Source organism: Mesocryomonas fontinalis (assembly GCF_055730125.2).
In genome coordinates this window covers 336,566-351,399 of record NZ_JBUZWG020000003.1, presented here as the reverse complement: position 1 = coordinate 351,399, position 14,834 = coordinate 336,566, and the positions used below count along the sequence as shown (strand labels likewise).

General features: G+C 66.4%; 14 protein-coding genes. 3 read left to right on the top strand and 11 right to left on the bottom strand.

Annotation, left to right across the window (positions count from 1 at the left end):
- Nucleotides 1–197: 197 nt before the first annotated feature.
- A complete protein-coding gene (locus ACZL02_RS09720; protein WP_472937231.1) occupies nucleotides 198–629 on the top strand; it encodes a L,D-transpeptidase in 432 nt (143 codons plus the stop codon).
- Nucleotides 630–767: 138 nt separating this feature from the next.
- On the opposite strand, the gene ACZL02_RS09715 is transcribed toward ACZL02_RS09720, so the two are convergent.
- The 5 genes from ACZL02_RS09715 to ACZL02_RS09695 form a co-directional block, all read right to left on the bottom strand.
- Entirely contained in the window at nucleotides 768–1,685 is a 918-nt protein-coding gene (locus tag ACZL02_RS09715; protein WP_472937232.1) for a lipid A biosynthesis lauroyl acyltransferase, read from the bottom strand.
- A complete protein-coding gene (locus ACZL02_RS09710) occupies nucleotides 1,682–2,725 on the bottom strand; it encodes a zinc-binding dehydrogenase (RefSeq protein ID WP_472937233.1) in 1,044 nt (347 codons plus the stop codon). Before ACZL02_RS09710 ends, ACZL02_RS09715 begins: the two co-directional genes overlap by 4 nt.
- Nucleotides 2,726–2,805: 80 nt before the next feature.
- The gene (locus ACZL02_RS09705; RefSeq protein WP_472937234.1) at nucleotides 2,806–4,086 is read right to left on the bottom strand and encodes a beta-ketoacyl-ACP synthase; all 1,281 of its coding nucleotides are present in this window, start codon (nucleotides 4,084–4,086) and stop codon (nucleotides 2,806–2,808) included.
- 13 nt (nucleotides 4,087–4,099) lie between these two features.
- Nucleotides 4,100–5,299, bottom strand: a complete 1,200-nt coding sequence (locus ACZL02_RS09700; protein ID WP_472937235.1) for a beta-ketoacyl-ACP synthase — start codon at nucleotides 5,297–5,299, stop codon at nucleotides 4,100–4,102.
- Between the two features lie 209 nt (nucleotides 5,300–5,508).
- Nucleotides 5,509–5,790, bottom strand: a complete 282-nt coding sequence (locus ACZL02_RS09695) for an acyl carrier protein (protein WP_472934212.1) — start codon at nucleotides 5,788–5,790, stop codon at nucleotides 5,509–5,511.
- Nucleotides 5,791–5,803: 13 nt separating this feature from the next.
- On the opposite strand from ACZL02_RS09695, the gene ACZL02_RS09690 reads away from it, so the two are divergent.
- Nucleotides 5,804–6,199, top strand: a complete 396-nt coding sequence (locus tag ACZL02_RS09690) for a hypothetical protein (protein ID WP_472937236.1) — start codon at nucleotides 5,804–5,806, stop codon at nucleotides 6,197–6,199.
- Nucleotides 6,200–6,361: 162 nt separating this feature from the next.
- Here ACZL02_RS09690 and ACZL02_RS09685 read toward each other — a convergent pair whose 3' ends face one another.
- The 3 genes from ACZL02_RS09685 to ACZL02_RS09675 all read right to left on the bottom strand — a co-directional run bounded on the left by ACZL02_RS09685 (nucleotide 6,362) and on the right by ACZL02_RS09675 (nucleotide 10,842).
- The gene (locus ACZL02_RS09685; RefSeq protein WP_472937237.1) at nucleotides 6,362–6,598 is read right to left on the bottom strand and encodes a hypothetical protein; all 237 of its coding nucleotides are present in this window, start codon (nucleotides 6,596–6,598) and stop codon (nucleotides 6,362–6,364) included.
- Nucleotides 6,599–7,131: 533 nt separating this feature from the next.
- Nucleotides 7,132–8,184, bottom strand: coding sequence for an acyltransferase family protein (locus tag ACZL02_RS09680; RefSeq protein ID WP_472937238.1), 1,053 nt, complete (start codon nucleotides 8,182–8,184; stop codon nucleotides 7,132–7,134).
- A gap of 96 nt (nucleotides 8,185–8,280) precedes the next feature.
- Complete coding sequence (locus tag ACZL02_RS09675; protein WP_472937239.1) at nucleotides 8,281–10,842, bottom strand: GcvT family protein; 2,562 nt, start codon at nucleotides 10,840–10,842, stop codon at nucleotides 8,281–8,283.
- 264 nt (nucleotides 10,843–11,106) lie between these two features.
- Between ACZL02_RS09675 and dusA the strand changes: the two genes are divergently transcribed.
- Nucleotides 11,107–12,126 carry a tRNA dihydrouridine(20/20a) synthase DusA gene (gene dusA / locus ACZL02_RS09670; RefSeq protein ID WP_472937240.1) on the top strand — a complete coding sequence of 340 codons (1,020 nt, stop codon included), beginning with the start codon at nucleotides 11,107–11,109 and terminating at the stop codon, nucleotides 12,124–12,126.
- Nucleotides 12,127–12,154: 28 nt separating this feature from the next.
- Here dusA and ACZL02_RS09665 read toward each other — a convergent pair whose 3' ends face one another.
- The 3 genes from ACZL02_RS09665 to ACZL02_RS09655 all read right to left on the bottom strand — a co-directional run bounded on the left by ACZL02_RS09665 (nucleotide 12,155) and on the right by ACZL02_RS09655 (nucleotide 14,645).
- Nucleotides 12,155–12,859: a retropepsin-like aspartic protease family protein gene (locus tag ACZL02_RS09665; RefSeq protein WP_472937241.1), complete on the bottom strand. Its 705-nt coding sequence runs from the start codon at nucleotides 12,857–12,859 to the stop codon at nucleotides 12,155–12,157.
- Between the two features lie 3 nt (nucleotides 12,860–12,862).
- Nucleotides 12,863–13,072: a DUF1289 domain-containing protein gene (locus tag ACZL02_RS09660; RefSeq protein WP_472937242.1), complete on the bottom strand. Its 210-nt coding sequence runs from the start codon at nucleotides 13,070–13,072 to the stop codon at nucleotides 12,863–12,865.
- Nucleotides 13,073–13,145: 73 nt separating this feature from the next.
- Complete coding sequence (locus ACZL02_RS09655) at nucleotides 13,146–14,645, bottom strand: sensor histidine kinase (protein ID WP_472937243.1); 1,500 nt, start codon at nucleotides 14,643–14,645, stop codon at nucleotides 13,146–13,148.
- Between the last annotated feature and the right edge of the window lie 189 nt (nucleotides 14,646–14,834).

Below are 14,834 nucleotides of genomic sequence, written 5' to 3'. Positions count from 1 at the left end.
GCGCTTCCTCAGCTTCTTTCATGCCGGGCTGGCGCGCAGCCTTCGCCGGAGAAAGAGTTCGTTGGCCGGCGATGGACCCGATGGTTGACTAACACCGCCATTAAAGATGCAATGAGCAATCCGCGTCCTCCCATCGCTGCAACGCCAGGCTGTCCCGGCGGCGCTGGGGAAGGCGACCGAGGGCTCCGGGAGGCACGATGAAACGTCTGAGGGCATGCATCCTGGCGGCATTCGCGCTTCTGGCGCCGGGATCGATGGCGGGGGCCAACCCGCTGATCATCGCGAGGATCGACATTTCGGCGCAGACGATGACGGTCACGCGCAACGGCGCGGTTGTCGACCGGTGGCAGGTCTCGACGGCGGGCAATGGCTACACGACGCCGACAGGCAGCTACCGGCCGACCCGGCTTCACCGGATGTGGTACTCGAAGAAATACCACAACTCGCCGATGCCGTTTTCGATCTTCTTCCGCGGCGGCTATGCCATTCATGGCACCGGCTCGGTCCGGCGGCTCGGCAGCCCGGCCTCGCACGGCTGCATCCGGCTGCATCCGCGCAACGCCGCCAAGCTCTACGCGATGGTCGAGCAGGCGGGACCGCGCAACACGTCGATCGTCATCAGCCGGTAGAGCGTCTTCCTCCAGCGATGAGGCAAGGAAGCCGCTTTGTCTCTATGGGGTATCGGACTCCATCGAGCGACGCTGTTCGATCGGGGATTGCGGGCTGCGAGCAGAACCCCGGTCCTGTCATCGGGAAAGGCCGCGCGTTCAGCCCCAGCGGCGGTGGAACCACATCCACTGTTCCGGATGCTCCCGCACCCAGCCCTCGACGATATCGTTCAGGACCTGGCAGCTGGCGGGAATGTCGATCGCGCCCTCGGCATTGCGCGGCAGGTCGAGCCGCGGCTTCAGCTCCAGACGGTAGCGCCCGCCGGGCAACCGGATGACGCGGGCCGGGTAGACCTCGCAATCGAACTGCCGGACGAGTTTCGGAACCAGCGGATTGGTCTTGCAGGTCCTGCCGAAGAACGTCGTCGGGGCGCCCTTGGTGAACTTCTGGTCGACCAGCATGCCGACCGAGCCCTGGCGATCGAGCGTTCCGGCCAGCGCCCAGGCCGCGCCGGCCTTGGAGGGCACCAGATGGCCGCCGCGGGTCCGACGCGCCGAGAGAATTTCGCGGGCGATGTAGCGGTTGTTCGGCTGGCGGAAGAGGGCGGTGACCTCGAGGCCGAAAGTCGCGGCACAGATCGGCAGCAGCTCGAAGCAACCGAGGTGGCCGGTAAAGAACACGAATGGGCCGCCGCGCTTCTGCAATTCTTCGAAGATCTCGGCGCCCTCAACCTCGATCAGGCCTTCGCCGGGCTTTGCGGGGTCGAAGTCGAAGATCTCGTCGAGGAAGACGTATTCCGCTGCGAGCCGCGCCATGTGCTCCCAGTTGGCGCGGGCGGTGGCGTCGATCCAGGCCGCGTCCTTCTCGGGATAGGCGAGGCGGAGGTTCTCCTTGGCCAGCCGGTGGCGCGGGGTGAGCGGGCCCACCCAGCGGCCGAGGGCGGCGGCGGTGGCGAGCCCGGCGCGCGGCGGCAGCTGGCGCAGGATCCACAGCAGCGAGAAGATCAGCCGGGCCGATGTCCAGTCGCGGGTGATCCGCCAGCGCTTCCAGGCCTTCTTGGCAAACAGGCTGCTCATGCCACCGGCAGGCGCTCAAGGTTGAGGATGATCTTGCCGAAGACCTGACGCCCGGCCATCCGCTGCAGGGCGACGTCGATCTCGTCGAGGCCGATCTCGGTGTCGATCACCGGCTTCACCAGTCCGCGCGCCATCTTCTGCATGGCGTCGGCCATGTTCTCCATCCGGCAGCCGAACGAGCCGATGAGCCTCAGCTGCTGCTGGAACAGCATCATCAGGTTGGTCGGCGCCGAGACGCCGGAGGTCGAGCCGCAGGTGACCAGCCGCCCGCCGCGCTTCAGGCACAGCATCGAGCCGGCCCAGGTGTCGACGCCAACATGCTCGAAGACGACGTCGACGCCCTTCTTCTTCGTCAGCTTGCGCACAACGCCCTCGAAGCGGTCGGAGCGATAGTTGATCACGTGGTCGGCGCCGAGCGCCCGAGCGCCCTCGATCTTCTCGTCCGAGCCGACCGTGGTGATCACCGTCGCGCCGTGCTTCTTGGCGAGCTGGATCGCCGCCGTGCCGATGCCGGAGCCGCCGGCATGGATGAGGATGGTCTCGCCGGGCTCGAGCTTGGCGTTGTCGAACAGCATGTGCTCGACGGTGCCGAAGGTCACCGGCGCCAGCGCCGCGCCGATGGCGTCGCAGCCGGGAGGGGCGGGGACCAGCAGCCGCACCGGGAGGTTCACCACCTCCTGCGCGAAGCCGTCGAGGTGGAAACCGTGCACGCCGGAGACATGTTCGCAGAGGTTGTCGCGCTTCTCGCGGCAGGCCTTGCAAAGGCCACAGGTGCGCGCACCGTAGATCGAGACCAGTTGGCCCGGCAGCACGCCGGCAGCGCCCGGTCCGAGCGCCTCGACGACGCCCGAGGCCTCGGCGCCGATCACCAGCGGCAGGTTGCGCTTGGCAAACGCCATGCCGCGCCAGCCCCAGACGTCGATATGGTTGAGCGCGACCGCTGAGATCCGTACCCGCGCCTCGCCGGGACCCGGCGCTGACGGTTCTGGAATATCGGTGACCCGAAGATCCTTGTCGCCGAAAAGCTGCAATGCACGCATGGAAAACCTCGAAACTACCGGACGCCGGGCGTCCAAAGGGACGCGCCGCGGCGCCTCATATCATTTTGCGGGCGCGCCCGTCAGCCGCGGGGTTCGCGGCCAAGGACGAGGCTGACGTTCTGGCCGCCGAAGCCGAACGAGTTCGACAGCACCGCCGAGACATCGGCCGAGCGCTTGACGTTCGGCACCACGTCGAGCGCGATCGCCGGATCGGGAATGTCGTAGTTGATCGTCGGGGGCAGCACGCCGTGGCGCATGGTCAGGATCGAGAACACCGCCTCGATCGCCCCGGCCGCGGTCAGCGTATGGCCGATCATCGACTTGTTCGACGACAGCGGTACGTCGGCGATCCGCTCGCCGAACACCGCCGCAAGGCCACCGGCCTCCATGCGGTCGTTCTCCGGCGTCGAGGTGCCGTGCGCGTTGATGTAGCCGATGTCCTCCGGCGTCAGGCCGGCGTCGGCAAGGCCGTCGCGGATGGTGGCGATGATCGGCGAGCCGTCGGGCTTGGAGCGGGTGCGGTGGAAGTCGTCAGCCTTCTCGCCACAGCCATGGACCACGCCGAGGATCTTCGCCCCGCGGGCCTTTGCCGACTCCAGCGATTCCAGCACCAGAGCGCCCGCGCCTTCCGCCATCACGAAGCCGTCGCGGTCCTTCGAGAAGGGTTTCGACGCCCGCGCCGGCACGGCATTATTGGTCGAGAGCGCCGAGAGCAGCGAGAAGCGGATCAGCGCCTCCGCGCCGACCGAGCCGTCGGTGCCGATCGAGATCGCGCGGTCGGTCTCGCCGCGGCGGATCGCCTCGACGCCAAGCTGGATCGCCGAGGCGCCGGAGGCGCAGGCCGTGGACAGCGTCACCGGCAGGCCGCGCGTGCCGAGAATGTCGGCGAGGCGTTCGGAGATGCCGGAGAACAGCGTCTGCCGGTACATCGCCGGGTCGCGGTTCTGGCGCACCAGCTCCATCAACCGGTCGTAGCCGGCCTCCTCACGCGCCTCGCCGGGCAGGGCGTCGAGCAGGAAGCGGTGCTGCCACTCCAGCTCGATCGGCGGCGCGGCGAGGAACAGCGGGCCGGCGAACGCGCTGTCGTAGCCGGCCATCCGCACCGCCTCGAGCCCGGCCGAGCGGGCGAGCGCGAAGGAAAGGTCGATGCCGGTGACCGGCGAGACGTCCATGAAGTCGACCGTGCCGGCGATCGTCGTGCGCAGGTGATCGGTCGGAAACCGCGTGATCGCGTGGATGCCGGAGCGGCCTTCCGTCAGCGCCGTCCAGTTGGCGTCGACGCCTTCGCCGAGCGAGGAGACGACGCCGATGCCGGTGACGACGACGACGGGACGACCGCGGGAATCGAGAGTACTGTTCATCGCCAGGCTCCGCTCAATGGCCGTTGAGGGCATGCAGGACGCAGACGCCTTCGGCCTGCACATGGCCGATCGTCGTCACCAACGCCTGCGCCGGGGTGAAGAGGACCTGGTTTTCCACCCGTCCGTCGAACGGCGGCAGGCCGGTGCGCCGGGCCAGCGCGGCGGCGGCCAAGGCAATGCCGGCCGAGAACTGCGCCTCGAAGGACTGGCCGAGCAGCGTGCCGTAGCTGCGCAGCGCCGCCTGCGGGAAGCGGGCGCGCAGCGTGGTGCGCTCGGCTTGCGACAAAGCGGCGATGCCGGTGGCGCCGGAGAGGATCAGGAGCTCGTCGTCGGAAAGGCCGGTCTGCTCCAGAAGGCCATCGAAGCGCTGCGTCAGCGATGTCTCGTCGCGCGGGCCGCGGTCGGCGAAGATCTTCTCGATCCGCGCATAGCCGGTGCCGCCGCGCGACGCCGCGTGCTCGGCCGACTCCAGCACCAGGAAGGCGCCGACGCTGCCGATGGTCAGGCCGTCATGGCCGGGCGTCCGGCCGAAGACCGGGCTCCATTCATCCTTCAGGAGATAGCCGCCCATCTCGTAATTGGTCAGGAGATCCTTGCGCTCGGCCGAGAAAGCGCCGCCGACGAGGCAGATGCGGCTCTGGCCGGAAGCGATGCGGGCCGCGGCAACCGAGATCGCCGAAATGCCCGCGCCTTCCTCGCCCATGAAGGTGCGCGAGGATCCGGTCACCTTGTGAACGATCGAGATGTTGCCGGCCAGGAGATTGGAAAGCTGGGCGAGGAACAGCGTCGGCCGCAGCTCCGAGGACAGCACCTCGTTCGCCCGCGCCTGCTTGTCCCCGGCACCGCGCGCCCGCTCCATCACCAGCGCGTCGACGGCAACGTCCCGCTCGCCGCCGCCGGCCGCCACGATCATGTCGATCCGCGAGCGCACGTCCTCGTCGGCCGGGATGCCGGCGTCGGCCAGCGCAATGCCGGCGGCGTAGGTGCCAAGCTTCTGCCAGGTCTCCATCTGGCGCTGATCGCCCTTCTTGGGGATCTGCTGCGCCCAGTCGATCGGCGGCAACGGGTGGACGAAATACGGCGCGTAGCGCTCGGTCTCGATCTCGGGATGCGGCGCCGCGTCGGCGGTGAGCCGGTCGAGATGCGCCTCGATGCCCTCGCCGAGCGAGGAGACGAGGCCGATGCCGGTGATCAGGACGTCCTGGTGGGTCATACAGCTTCCATCTGTTGCGCGCCGGCCCGAAAAGCCTGGCGACCGGCGTTCCCCCCACCGGCGGGCGACTTGCGCCCAAAGCATGCCGGCATCGCCGCCGGTTCCCCAGAGGGGCCGACGGCGATGCCGCTGGTCAAATCAGCCAGGCGTCGGAACCGTCCCGCGCCAGTTGCGCCGACTGCGCGAAACGTGTCGGCGCCGTTTCTAGGTCAGGCGGTCTTGGCGGCGCGCAGCTCGTCGATCTTGGCGCAGAGGTTCTTCAGCACGAAATACTCCTCGGTCGCCGCCTCGCCCTCGTTGACGCGCTGCGTCCACTGCTCGAGCGGGATCTTGATGCCGAATTCCTTGTCGATGGCGAAGACGATGTCGAGGAAATCGAGCGAATCGATCCCGAGGTCGTCGATGGTGTGGCTCTCCGGCGTGATCTGGGCGCGGTCGATCTCGCTGGTTTCGGCGATGATGTCTGCGACCCGGTCGAAGGTTGAGGACAAAGGACTACCTCGTGTGTTCGTCGCGGCCATCGGACCGCGGTTTTCAGTGCACTGCGAATTCGCGAGCTATAGGCTGTCGCGCGGAAAAAGCAAAGTTGGCGATGGTGGCTTGCGCTTCCACCCCGAAGTTATCAGCGACGAGGCGGCCGTTCCCAACCGGCGCAACCGTTGCGATGACGGTTTGCCGTGCCTGACGGGTATCTTTCCGTCGCGCGAAGTCTCCACAACCCCGGCAAGCGGGTCCGCGGGGCGAATTCAAGAGCGAAGACGGCGCCGCAACCTAGCCGATGGGAAAGACAAGCGATTGGCTAAAGTAGATGTTGCAGGCGATGAGGGCGAAATGCCTAACCGGCGGATGATGATCTCGCTCGGTTCCGCACCGCAGGCTTCTCCCGCCATGGGCTTCTAGTCGAGGCCGCGATCAGCGCTCCGTTTCCATCACTTCGGGACCGGGGCAGCGGTTCGGCTTGAGGGCCGAGGAGGGTTGGTTGCGAAGGGTTTGCTTGAAAATAGCGTGGGTAATGGTGGGGGTGAGAGGCGATCGGGTTTTGTTGGCCTCGAGCTAAACCGGTCAGATCTGTCGGTCCCACCATTCGCGATCTGTCTCGCGGCGGCCCCGATAAACCCACCGTCCGTCCTGTCTGCGCCGTTCGATCGCCGCCGGGAAGAAACACCACGTGCCGTCGAACTGTCGAATGGCGGGCAGCCAGAACGGCGCGGCGGTCCAGGAGGTTGCCGGGTCTTTTGACTCGGGAGAATTGATCGGGTGTTCCACCTGAAATTCCTGCAGAGCAAAACGAACGGTCATCCGCCAGAATTTCCAATATTGCGCTTCGAAGCCGTCTGCCGAGTGCAAACTATAGAATAGATCTTCTTGCCAGCGCGTCCCGTGAACCCGTGCATCAATTCTGCATGCCAATGCACCGATCTCGCCGCGAGATGGTAGGCCCTGTTTCTATACGATGTTCGAGCCGGTCAAAATGGCGTTCAAAACGACAAATTCCTCTACGTCATCCTGGCGCTATTTCGGTGGGAAATCAACTCCGCCACGGCGAATTGCGGAGGGCTGTTGAGAAGGCTGGCGAGGAGGGATCGGCAGGAGCGGCATGCCCATGGGACGTGATCTCGAAGCGAGCGCCGCCGCGGCGACACCGAAGCCGCAGAGTGCAGCGCGACGGCGGTGAGATCGTGAAGCTCAGCATCCTGCGATGGGGTGGACTCCCCCGATCAAAGAAAGATGCGCCCGTTTACAAAAGATGGAGCTTCCTTCGCGCATTAGATTGGCTGCACGACGCCCGAGGGGAACGGTCCGGCAGCCAGTCTATACGGGGGCGATTGCTATCATCGATGCGGCTTGCGCTGCGCCGAGAGAAACTGCGCAACCGGTCGCTCGAACACGAAGTAGGAGAGGGTGGACACGCTGAGGATGCCAAGCAGGCAAATGGGGATGAAGATCCACAGTGAGGCGCCTGGGCCGAGAACGTATCCGACGCCGCGAATGACCGGCATGTGCAGCAGGTAGATCGAATAGGAGATCACGCCGAGAAACGCCAGGAAGCCCTCTCCCAGCACGACGGAAGCGCCCGCACAACGAACCGAGAGATAAAGGATCGCCGGTACCAGCAGCAGATAGGCGGGTTCCTGCCAGATCCGGTCGATGGGAACGGCCGCGAGACCGATGAAAGGTCGGATGTTCGGCGCGAGGAGGATGAGCGCCAATCCGCAGGCTATCAGTGGTGCGCAAGCGGGAAGGGGCCGCGTCTTCGTCAGCGAGACGACCATGCCCGAGAGGAAGAACGGCAGCGAGCGGAGGAATATCGGCCCGGGAAACAGCAGCGTGGCCACCACGGATGCCAGCAGAAACCCGATAGCCAGGATGAGCGGCGCGCGGACCAGCGACAGCGCCGTCCAGAGCAGCGTGAAAGCGGCGTAGAACTGAATCTCGACGGGGATGGTCCACAGAACGTCGACCCCCTTCACGAAGAGCAGATGATCGACTAGCCCGCGGTCGTCGATCCCGTAGAAAGGCCAACCGTCGCCGAAGACCTTTCCAAGTCCGTAGGACACGAGAACGAGGCCGAGATAGAGCGGCAGGACCCGGCTGGCCCGGCGCCGCACGAAGTGTCCGAGGCTGTCACGCGTCACGGCGGACGACAGATAGAGCTTGCCCATAAGGAAGCCTGACAGGCAGAAGAACAGCATCACTCCAAGCTGGCCGGTTCCATTGCCGAGAACATTACCGGCAATGTTCGTCACATTGCTGATGTGCGAGACCAGGACGATCATGGCAGCCAAGCCGCGAATGCCGTCCAGCGACGGGTAACGCGGTGCTATGGCGATCATGAAATCTTTCATGTCCACCTGATATCGGCGGTTTCGATAGCCGACAAGCAAGCTTGCATTGTATTCTGCCGTGTTGGGTCGAGCCGTCGTCTCCAGGGCTAAGTTTGCCCGTTTGCGACGAAGGCCGGCGATGACCGCCCGGCTGCATCAGCTCCGCGGCTTCAGGTTCTCCGGATCATACAGCGGCTTGTAGCCGACGGCGGCAACCTCGACCGGATAGGTCTCGGCGAAATACTCGACGCTGAGCTTACGGCCCACCTGGCAGTGCGACCAAGGGAGGTAGGCGAGGGCGATGTTCTTGCCGACGGTCGGGCCGTAGGCGATCGAGGTGGTGTAGGAGCGTCGGCCGAGTTCGTCGACGAGGACCTCTTGGGTGTCCGGATCGACCACCGGCAGCGAGCCGACGGGGTAGCGCGCGACGCCTGATGCATCGACGTTGTCGGTCATCACCAAGGTGCAAAGCATCGCCGGCTGGTGGTCGCGGGCCTTGTATTCGAGGTGCTTCGCCTTGCCGCAGAAATCGGCTTCCTTGACCTTCGGTCGCGCGAGGTCGGCCTCGATCAGATTGTACTGCGTGTGCAGGTCGGCGTTCTGCAGCCGCAGGCTCTTCTCCATGCGGCGGGAATTGGCATAGGTCTCGATGCCGAAGGCCATCACACTGGTGGCGCGCAGCGCGTCCCAGACGGCGAGCCCGTCCTCGTATTTCATATGTAGCTCCCAGCCTTGCTCGCCGACATAGGAGATGCGGAAGGCCGAGACCGCCTTGCCGGCGATCTCGATCGGCCGGATCGCCGCGAACGGGAAGCTTGCGGCGTCCAGCGCGTCTGGGTCGGCGACGACCTTCTTCAGCGTCTCGCGGGCGTTCGGACCCCAGATGCCGATGGTGACGTTGGCTTCCGAGACGTCGGTGATCACGACGTCGAAGCCCTTGTCCTCGGCGACGCGGCGGAGATAGAGGAGATCGCGCGGGCCGGCGTCGGCGCCGTCGACGATGCGGCACCGGTCGGCGCTGCGCAGGATGGTGAAGTCGGCGCGGACCATGCCCTCGTCGTCGAGGAAGTGGGTGTAGATGCCCTTGCCGATGTTGCCGTCGCCGCCGATCTTGGCTGCCGACACCCATTCCAGCAGCGCGACGTGGTCGGGTCCCTCGACGTCGATCATGTAGAAATGGCTGAGGTTGACGATGCCGCAATCGTCGGACATCGCCAGCTGCTCGGCGTTCGAGACGCGCCAGAAGTGCCTTGAATCCCACTCGTTGGCACGCACCGGCACCTGGTTGCCATACTTCTCCAGGAGGTGCTCGTTCGCGGCATAGCCGTGCGCGCGCTCCCAGCCGCCGAGCTCCATGAAGTGCCCGCCGAGTTCGACCTCGCGTTCGTAGAACGGCGAACGTTTGGCGCCTCGCCCCGTCGCATAGGGCTCGCGCGGGTGGATGGCGGGGAAATAGATCTTCTGCGCGGCCTCGTAGGTGCGGCCCTCGATGAACTCTTCGGTCAGCTGGTGGCCGTAGAAGCGGGCGTAGTCGACCGAGTTGTGGTCGATCTCGGTGCGGCCGTCGGTCATCCAGTCGGCGATCAGCTTGCCGTAGGCCGGGCCGTCCTTGACCCATATGGCGATGCAGTACCAAAGGCCGCGGACCTTCTGGCTCTCGCCGCAGGAGGCGCCGCCGCTGGCCGAGACCTGCAGCAGGCCGTTGAACGAATGGCCCTCGTTGTAGCCGAGCTCGCCGAGGATCGGCGTCAGCTCCATGGCCCGCTCGAGCGGCTCGAGGATCTGCTCCATGTCGAGATCGCGCTGCGACGGCGAGAGACGGGCCTGGTGCTTTTCGAGAATGTCGCGGGGATGGCAGAGGCGCGGGTTGGTCGCCTCGTAATAGCCCCACTCGATCTGGCCGCCCTCAGTGGTCTTCGGGTCGCCGGTATCGCGCATATAGGCCGAGTTGCCCTGGTCGCGCAGCAGCGGGAAGCCGATCTCCTTGCCGGTGCCTTCGAACTCTGTGTACGGGCCGAAGAAGGTGAGGGGATGGTCGACCGGCATCACCGGCAGGTCCTCGCCCGCCATCTCGGCGATCAACCGGCCCCAGATGCCGGCGGAGACCACGACATGGTCGGCCATGATCGTGCCGCGGTGGGTGACGACGCCCTTGATGCGGCCGTTCTCGATGATCAGCGACTGCGCGGCGGTGTTGGCGAAGGCCTTCAGCTTGCCGGTCTTCTCGGCGGCGTCCACCAGCTTGCCGGCGACGGTCTGCGAGCGCGGGATGACGAGGCCGGCATCGGGGTCGAACAGGCCGCCTTGCACCTGATCTTCCTCGATCAGCGGGAACATCGCCTTGATCTCGGCCGGGCTGACATAGTGTGCGCGGGTGCCGAACGCCTTGGCCGAGGTCAGCTTGCGCTTGATCTCTTCCATCCAGGCGTCGTCGCCGGTGCGCGCCACTTCCAGCCCGCCGATCCGGGCGTAGTGGCCCATCTTCTCGTAGAAATCGATCGAGTACTGCGTCGTCCAGACCGAGAGGTAGTCGTGGCTGGTGGTGTAACAGAAGTCGGAGGCATGCGCGGTCGAGCCGATGTCGGTCGGGATGCCGGACTTGTCGATGCCGACGATGTCGTCCCAGCCGCGCTCGATCAGATGATGCGCGATCGAGGCCCCGACGATGCCGCCGAGCCCGATGATGACGACCTTCGCCTTATCCGGAAATTCTGCCATGTCATGCCCCGTCCAACCGATGTGAACAGATGTTAGGCGCAGTCCGCCGGCAAGGCCGCTTCCAAAAGCGACACCGAGGATTGCCGCCGCGCCACGCAGGAGATCGTGTGTGGCCCTCGTGCCGAGGGAAATCAGGCAGCCGGCGGCGGCTGCAAGCGCTGCGGCGTTCAGCCTTGCGGAAGCGGGACGCGCATTTCGCCGCGTCCGGTGGTATGGAAACCGTTACGCCAGACCCGAAGATCCACATTTCCAGGCTGCCCGACCGTGACCGAAACCTCCTCTGAGACAAGCGCTTACAGCCGCTTCCGCTTCGCCACTGCGCCCATGATCGACTGGTCGGACCGGCACTGCCGCTACTTCTTCCGGCAGCTGTCGAAGCACGCGCTGGTCTACACCGAGATGGTGGTCGCCGACGCGGTGATCCATGGCGATCTCGAGCGTCTGCTGGGGTTCGACGCGGCCGAGCATCCGGTGGCGTTGCAGCTCGGCGGGTCGGATCCGGAGAAGCTGGCGAAGGCTGCGCGGATCGCCGAGGGCTTCGGCTATGACGAGCTGAACTTGAATGTCGGCTGCCCCTCCGACCGCGTCCAGTCCGGCGCTTTCGGCGCCTGCCTGATGCGCGAGCCGCTGCTCGTCGGCGAATGCCTGCAGGCGATGCGCGAATCGGTGCGGATACCCGTCACGGTCAAGTGCCGGCTCGGCGTCGACGACCAGGATACCGAGCCGGCGCTCGACGCGCTGGCCGATGCGGCCGTCGCCGCCGGCGTCTCCGCCATCTGGGTGCATGCGCGAAAAGCCTGGCTGCAGGGGCTGAGCCCGAAGGAGAACCGCGACGTTCCGCCGCTGGACTACGCCCGCGTCCACCGGCTGAAGCAGCGGTTGCCCGATATGTTCGTCGGCATCAATGGCGGGCTGTCGACGGTGGCGGCTGCCGCGGCCGAGCTCGGCGCGGTCGACGGCGTGATGATGGGGCGGGGAGCCTACCAGAACCCCGGCCAGCTCGCGGAGGTCGATGCGCTGTTTTTCGGGGCGCCGCCGGCAGCGTTCGACTACCCTGCTTTGGTCGCAGAAATGGCCGATTACGCCGCGCGCCATATCGCCGGCGGCGGCAGGCTGGTGCACGTCACCCGGCACATGACCGGCCTGTTCACGGGGCTGCCCGGCGCCCGCCGCTGGCGTCAGACCCTCTCCGACGCCGGCGCCCGCCGCGATGCGGGGCCGGAGCTGTTCGCGGAGGCGCTGAGCTTCGTCGATCTCGATGCACCGGTGCGCGAGGCGGCCTGAAGAAGCGGCCTTGCAAAGCTGAAAGGCCTCAGTCGGTCAGCGTCAGCCGCTCACCGCGGAAGTCGAAGCTCGTCAGCGTGCCGAGAAAGCTCATGCCGAGGAGGCTGAGCCCGTCGCCCTCGCTGTCCATCACCGCTGCCTGGACGTTCTCGCGCACGATGTCGCCGATCTTGATGTAGCTCAGGCGGACCGGGGCGGCGCGGGCCGGACCGTTCGCCGTCATCACCCGCGTCGTGAAGCCGAGCGCGTCGACGTCGATGCCAATCGCCGCGGCCGTGCCCCGGTCGAGCGCCACCAGCGAGGCGCCGGTGTCGACGAGGAAGCTGACGTTTCTGCCATTCACCACCGCGTCGACGTGGAAATGCGCGTCGTCCGCCCGCAGCACGCGGACCTGCGTCCCGTCCCCGGCGACGGTGATGACGTGGCCGGGGATCAGTTCCGCCAGCATCCGGTCGCCGACCTCGCGCATTTCCGCGCGGTAGCTGTAGAGACCGATCAGCAGCGCGAAGGCCAGCAGCCAGGCGAGCAGGCTCTTCGCGGCTCCCGCCAGATTGGTCCTGAGGACGCCGAAGAGGCTTGCCGCGATCACCAGGGCCCAGATGCCGGCATAGGCGCTCTGGCCGAAGTCGTCGTCGCTGAGCCCGCCGATCCGGCCGCCATCGTTCAGCATCAGGAGGACGACGACGCCCGCGATCAGTGCCAGGACGAGGATCAGGAAGCCGTTGCCGCGCACGCCTCAGCCTCCGCGTGCTACGCGCTCGACCGGGCTTGGCAGCGGGCCGAGCCGCGCCAGCCGGGCCGGCAGTTCGGCCATGACGGTGCGTCGCTCCAGTGGTGTCGCTGTCGACCAGCCGCCGATCTCCTCGCCGCTGCGGCCGCAGCCGAGGCAGAACCCGCTGCCGGGGTCGAGGATGCAGACCCGGGTGCAGGGACTTTCGATCGTCATCTCATTCCGTTCGCGAGAGGTGCAGTGCGGCTGCCGCTGCCATGTAGGCACGGCCGCGCCGCCCGCCAAGCCTTCAGGCCATGTCCTGGAACGCCGGCATCACTTCCAGCACCCGCGCATGCGGGAAGATCGCGATCGCCTCGGTGCCGACGCGCAGCTGCGACTTCAGCACGAATTCGCCGTCGTGCATGTGGCAGAGCGCCTGGACGATGGGCAGGCCAAGGCCGGTGCCTTGCTCGGCGTTCTTGATCGCGCCGGAACCCTGGCCGAAGGAGGAGAGCACGACCGGGATTTCGTCCTCGGGAATGCCCGGCCCGTCGTCGCGCACCGAGACGTACTGGCCGCCGCCGGCCGTCCAGCCGACGCGCACGGTGATCAGCCCGCCGCGCGGGGTGAACTTCACCGCGTTGGACAGGAGGTTGATGATGATCTGGCGCAGCGAGCGCTCGTCGGCCCAGAGCTGCGGCAGCTCCGGCTCGAACTGCACCTCGACGGCGATGCCCTTGGACTGCGCCTTCAGCTGCACGAAGGCGAGCGAGTCGCGGGCGATCTGCGTGAGCTCCACCGCCTCCTCGTTCAGCGCGTAGCGCCCGGCTTCGACGCGCGACAGGTCGAGGATCTCGTTGATGAGGTCGAGGAGATGCTGGCCGGAGACGTGGATGTCCTTGACGTAGTCCTTGTAGGTCTCGTTGCCGAGCGGGCCGAGGATCTCCTTGGAGATCACCTCGGAGAACCCCAGAATGGCGTTCAGAGGGGTGCGCAGCTCGTGGCTCATGGTGGCGAGGAAGCGGGATTTGGCGAGGTTCGCCTCTTCCGCCCGCCGCCGCGCCTCGTCGGAATTGATCCTTGCGGTCTCGAGCTCGGCGATCAGCTCGTCCTTCTCTGCCTGATGCTTCATGCGCTCGATGGTGTTGCGGCGCAGGTGTTCGGCGACGACGGTGAACATCGGCACGGCGCCGATGACCATGGCGTGCATGGCCAACGCAACCGGCTCGGTCTCGGTCGCCAGCTTGACGATCAGCGTCAGCAACAGCGGCGCGAAGGCGACGCTGACGACGTAGCGCAGCGTGGAGGAGACCATCGCGGTCAGCGCCACCGCCAGCAGCAGGATGGCGAACTGGAAGATGTCGAAGCGCAGCGGGGCGCAGGCGTTGCAGCCAAGGCTTGCGAGATAGGCCCAGCCGCAGCCGGCGGCGGCATGGCCGGCAAGCAGCAGCCGTCCCCAGCGCACCGCATCGAGGCTTTCCGGGCTTTGCCGGGCGAACCGCCGGGTAATGGCATAGAGGACGAGGTACCCGGCCAGCGCCACCAGGCCCCAGACCAGGGCATCCACGGCGCCGACGAACACCGACAGGCCGAAGCCGGTCAAGAGGATCGGCAGCGGCATCGCCACCGCGGCGGTCTTCAGCGTGTGCGCGTGATGCTGCAGCAGCTCGCGGTCGAAACCCGGCGTCAGCCGTCCGGCCAGCCGCGCACGCGCTGCCCGCAGCGTCTTGGACAGGTCCGCCTCGGACGTGCCGCGGCGGCGTCGGCCAAGACCTTTGCCATAACTGGGAGGGGCTGCGACAGACATGGGTGGGGGTTCGAAGGCTCCGCGTCGTACGATTCGTCGCGGCCCATCATCTTTCCCAAAGCTTAAAAAACTGCCTTAAGCAAATGCGAAACTTTGTGTCGACTGACGCTTTCGGCGGCTTTTTCCAAGCCGTGGCGTTCCACTCGATGCCCTGCCGACACGGCGGCGGAACTCCTGCTATAACGGCTG

Coding starts and splice junctions, on each gene's coding strand:
- ACZL02_RS09705 (WP_472937234.1), bottom strand. CDS start 4,086: ATGAACAGTACTCTCGATTCCCGCGGTCGTCCCGTCGTCGTCGTCACC.
- ACZL02_RS09655 (WP_472937243.1), bottom strand. CDS start 14,645: ATGTCTGTCGCAGCCCCTCCCAGTTATGGCAAAGGTCTTGGCCGACGC.
- ACZL02_RS09675 (WP_472937239.1), bottom strand. CDS start 10,842: ATGGCAGAATTTCCGGATAAGGCGAAGGTCGTCATCATCGGGCTCGGC.
- ACZL02_RS09710 (WP_472937233.1), bottom strand. CDS start 2,725: ATGCGTGCATTGCAGCTTTTCGGCGACAAGGATCTTCGGGTCACCGAT.
- ACZL02_RS09715 (WP_472937232.1), bottom strand. CDS start 1,685: ATGAGCAGCCTGTTTGCCAAGAAGGCCTGGAAGCGCTGGCGGATCACC.
- ACZL02_RS09685 (WP_472937237.1), bottom strand. CDS start 6,598: ATGACCGTTCGTTTTGCTCTGCAGGAATTTCAGGTGGAACACCCGATC.
- ACZL02_RS09720 (WP_472937231.1), top strand. CDS start 198: ATGAAACGTCTGAGGGCATGCATCCTGGCGGCATTCGCGCTTCTGGCG.
- ACZL02_RS09700 (WP_472937235.1), bottom strand. CDS start 5,299: ATGACCCACCAGGACGTCCTGATCACCGGCATCGGCCTCGTCTCCTCG.
- ACZL02_RS09660 (WP_472937242.1), bottom strand. CDS start 13,072: ATGACGATCGAAAGTCCCTGCACCCGGGTCTGCATCCTCGACCCCGGC.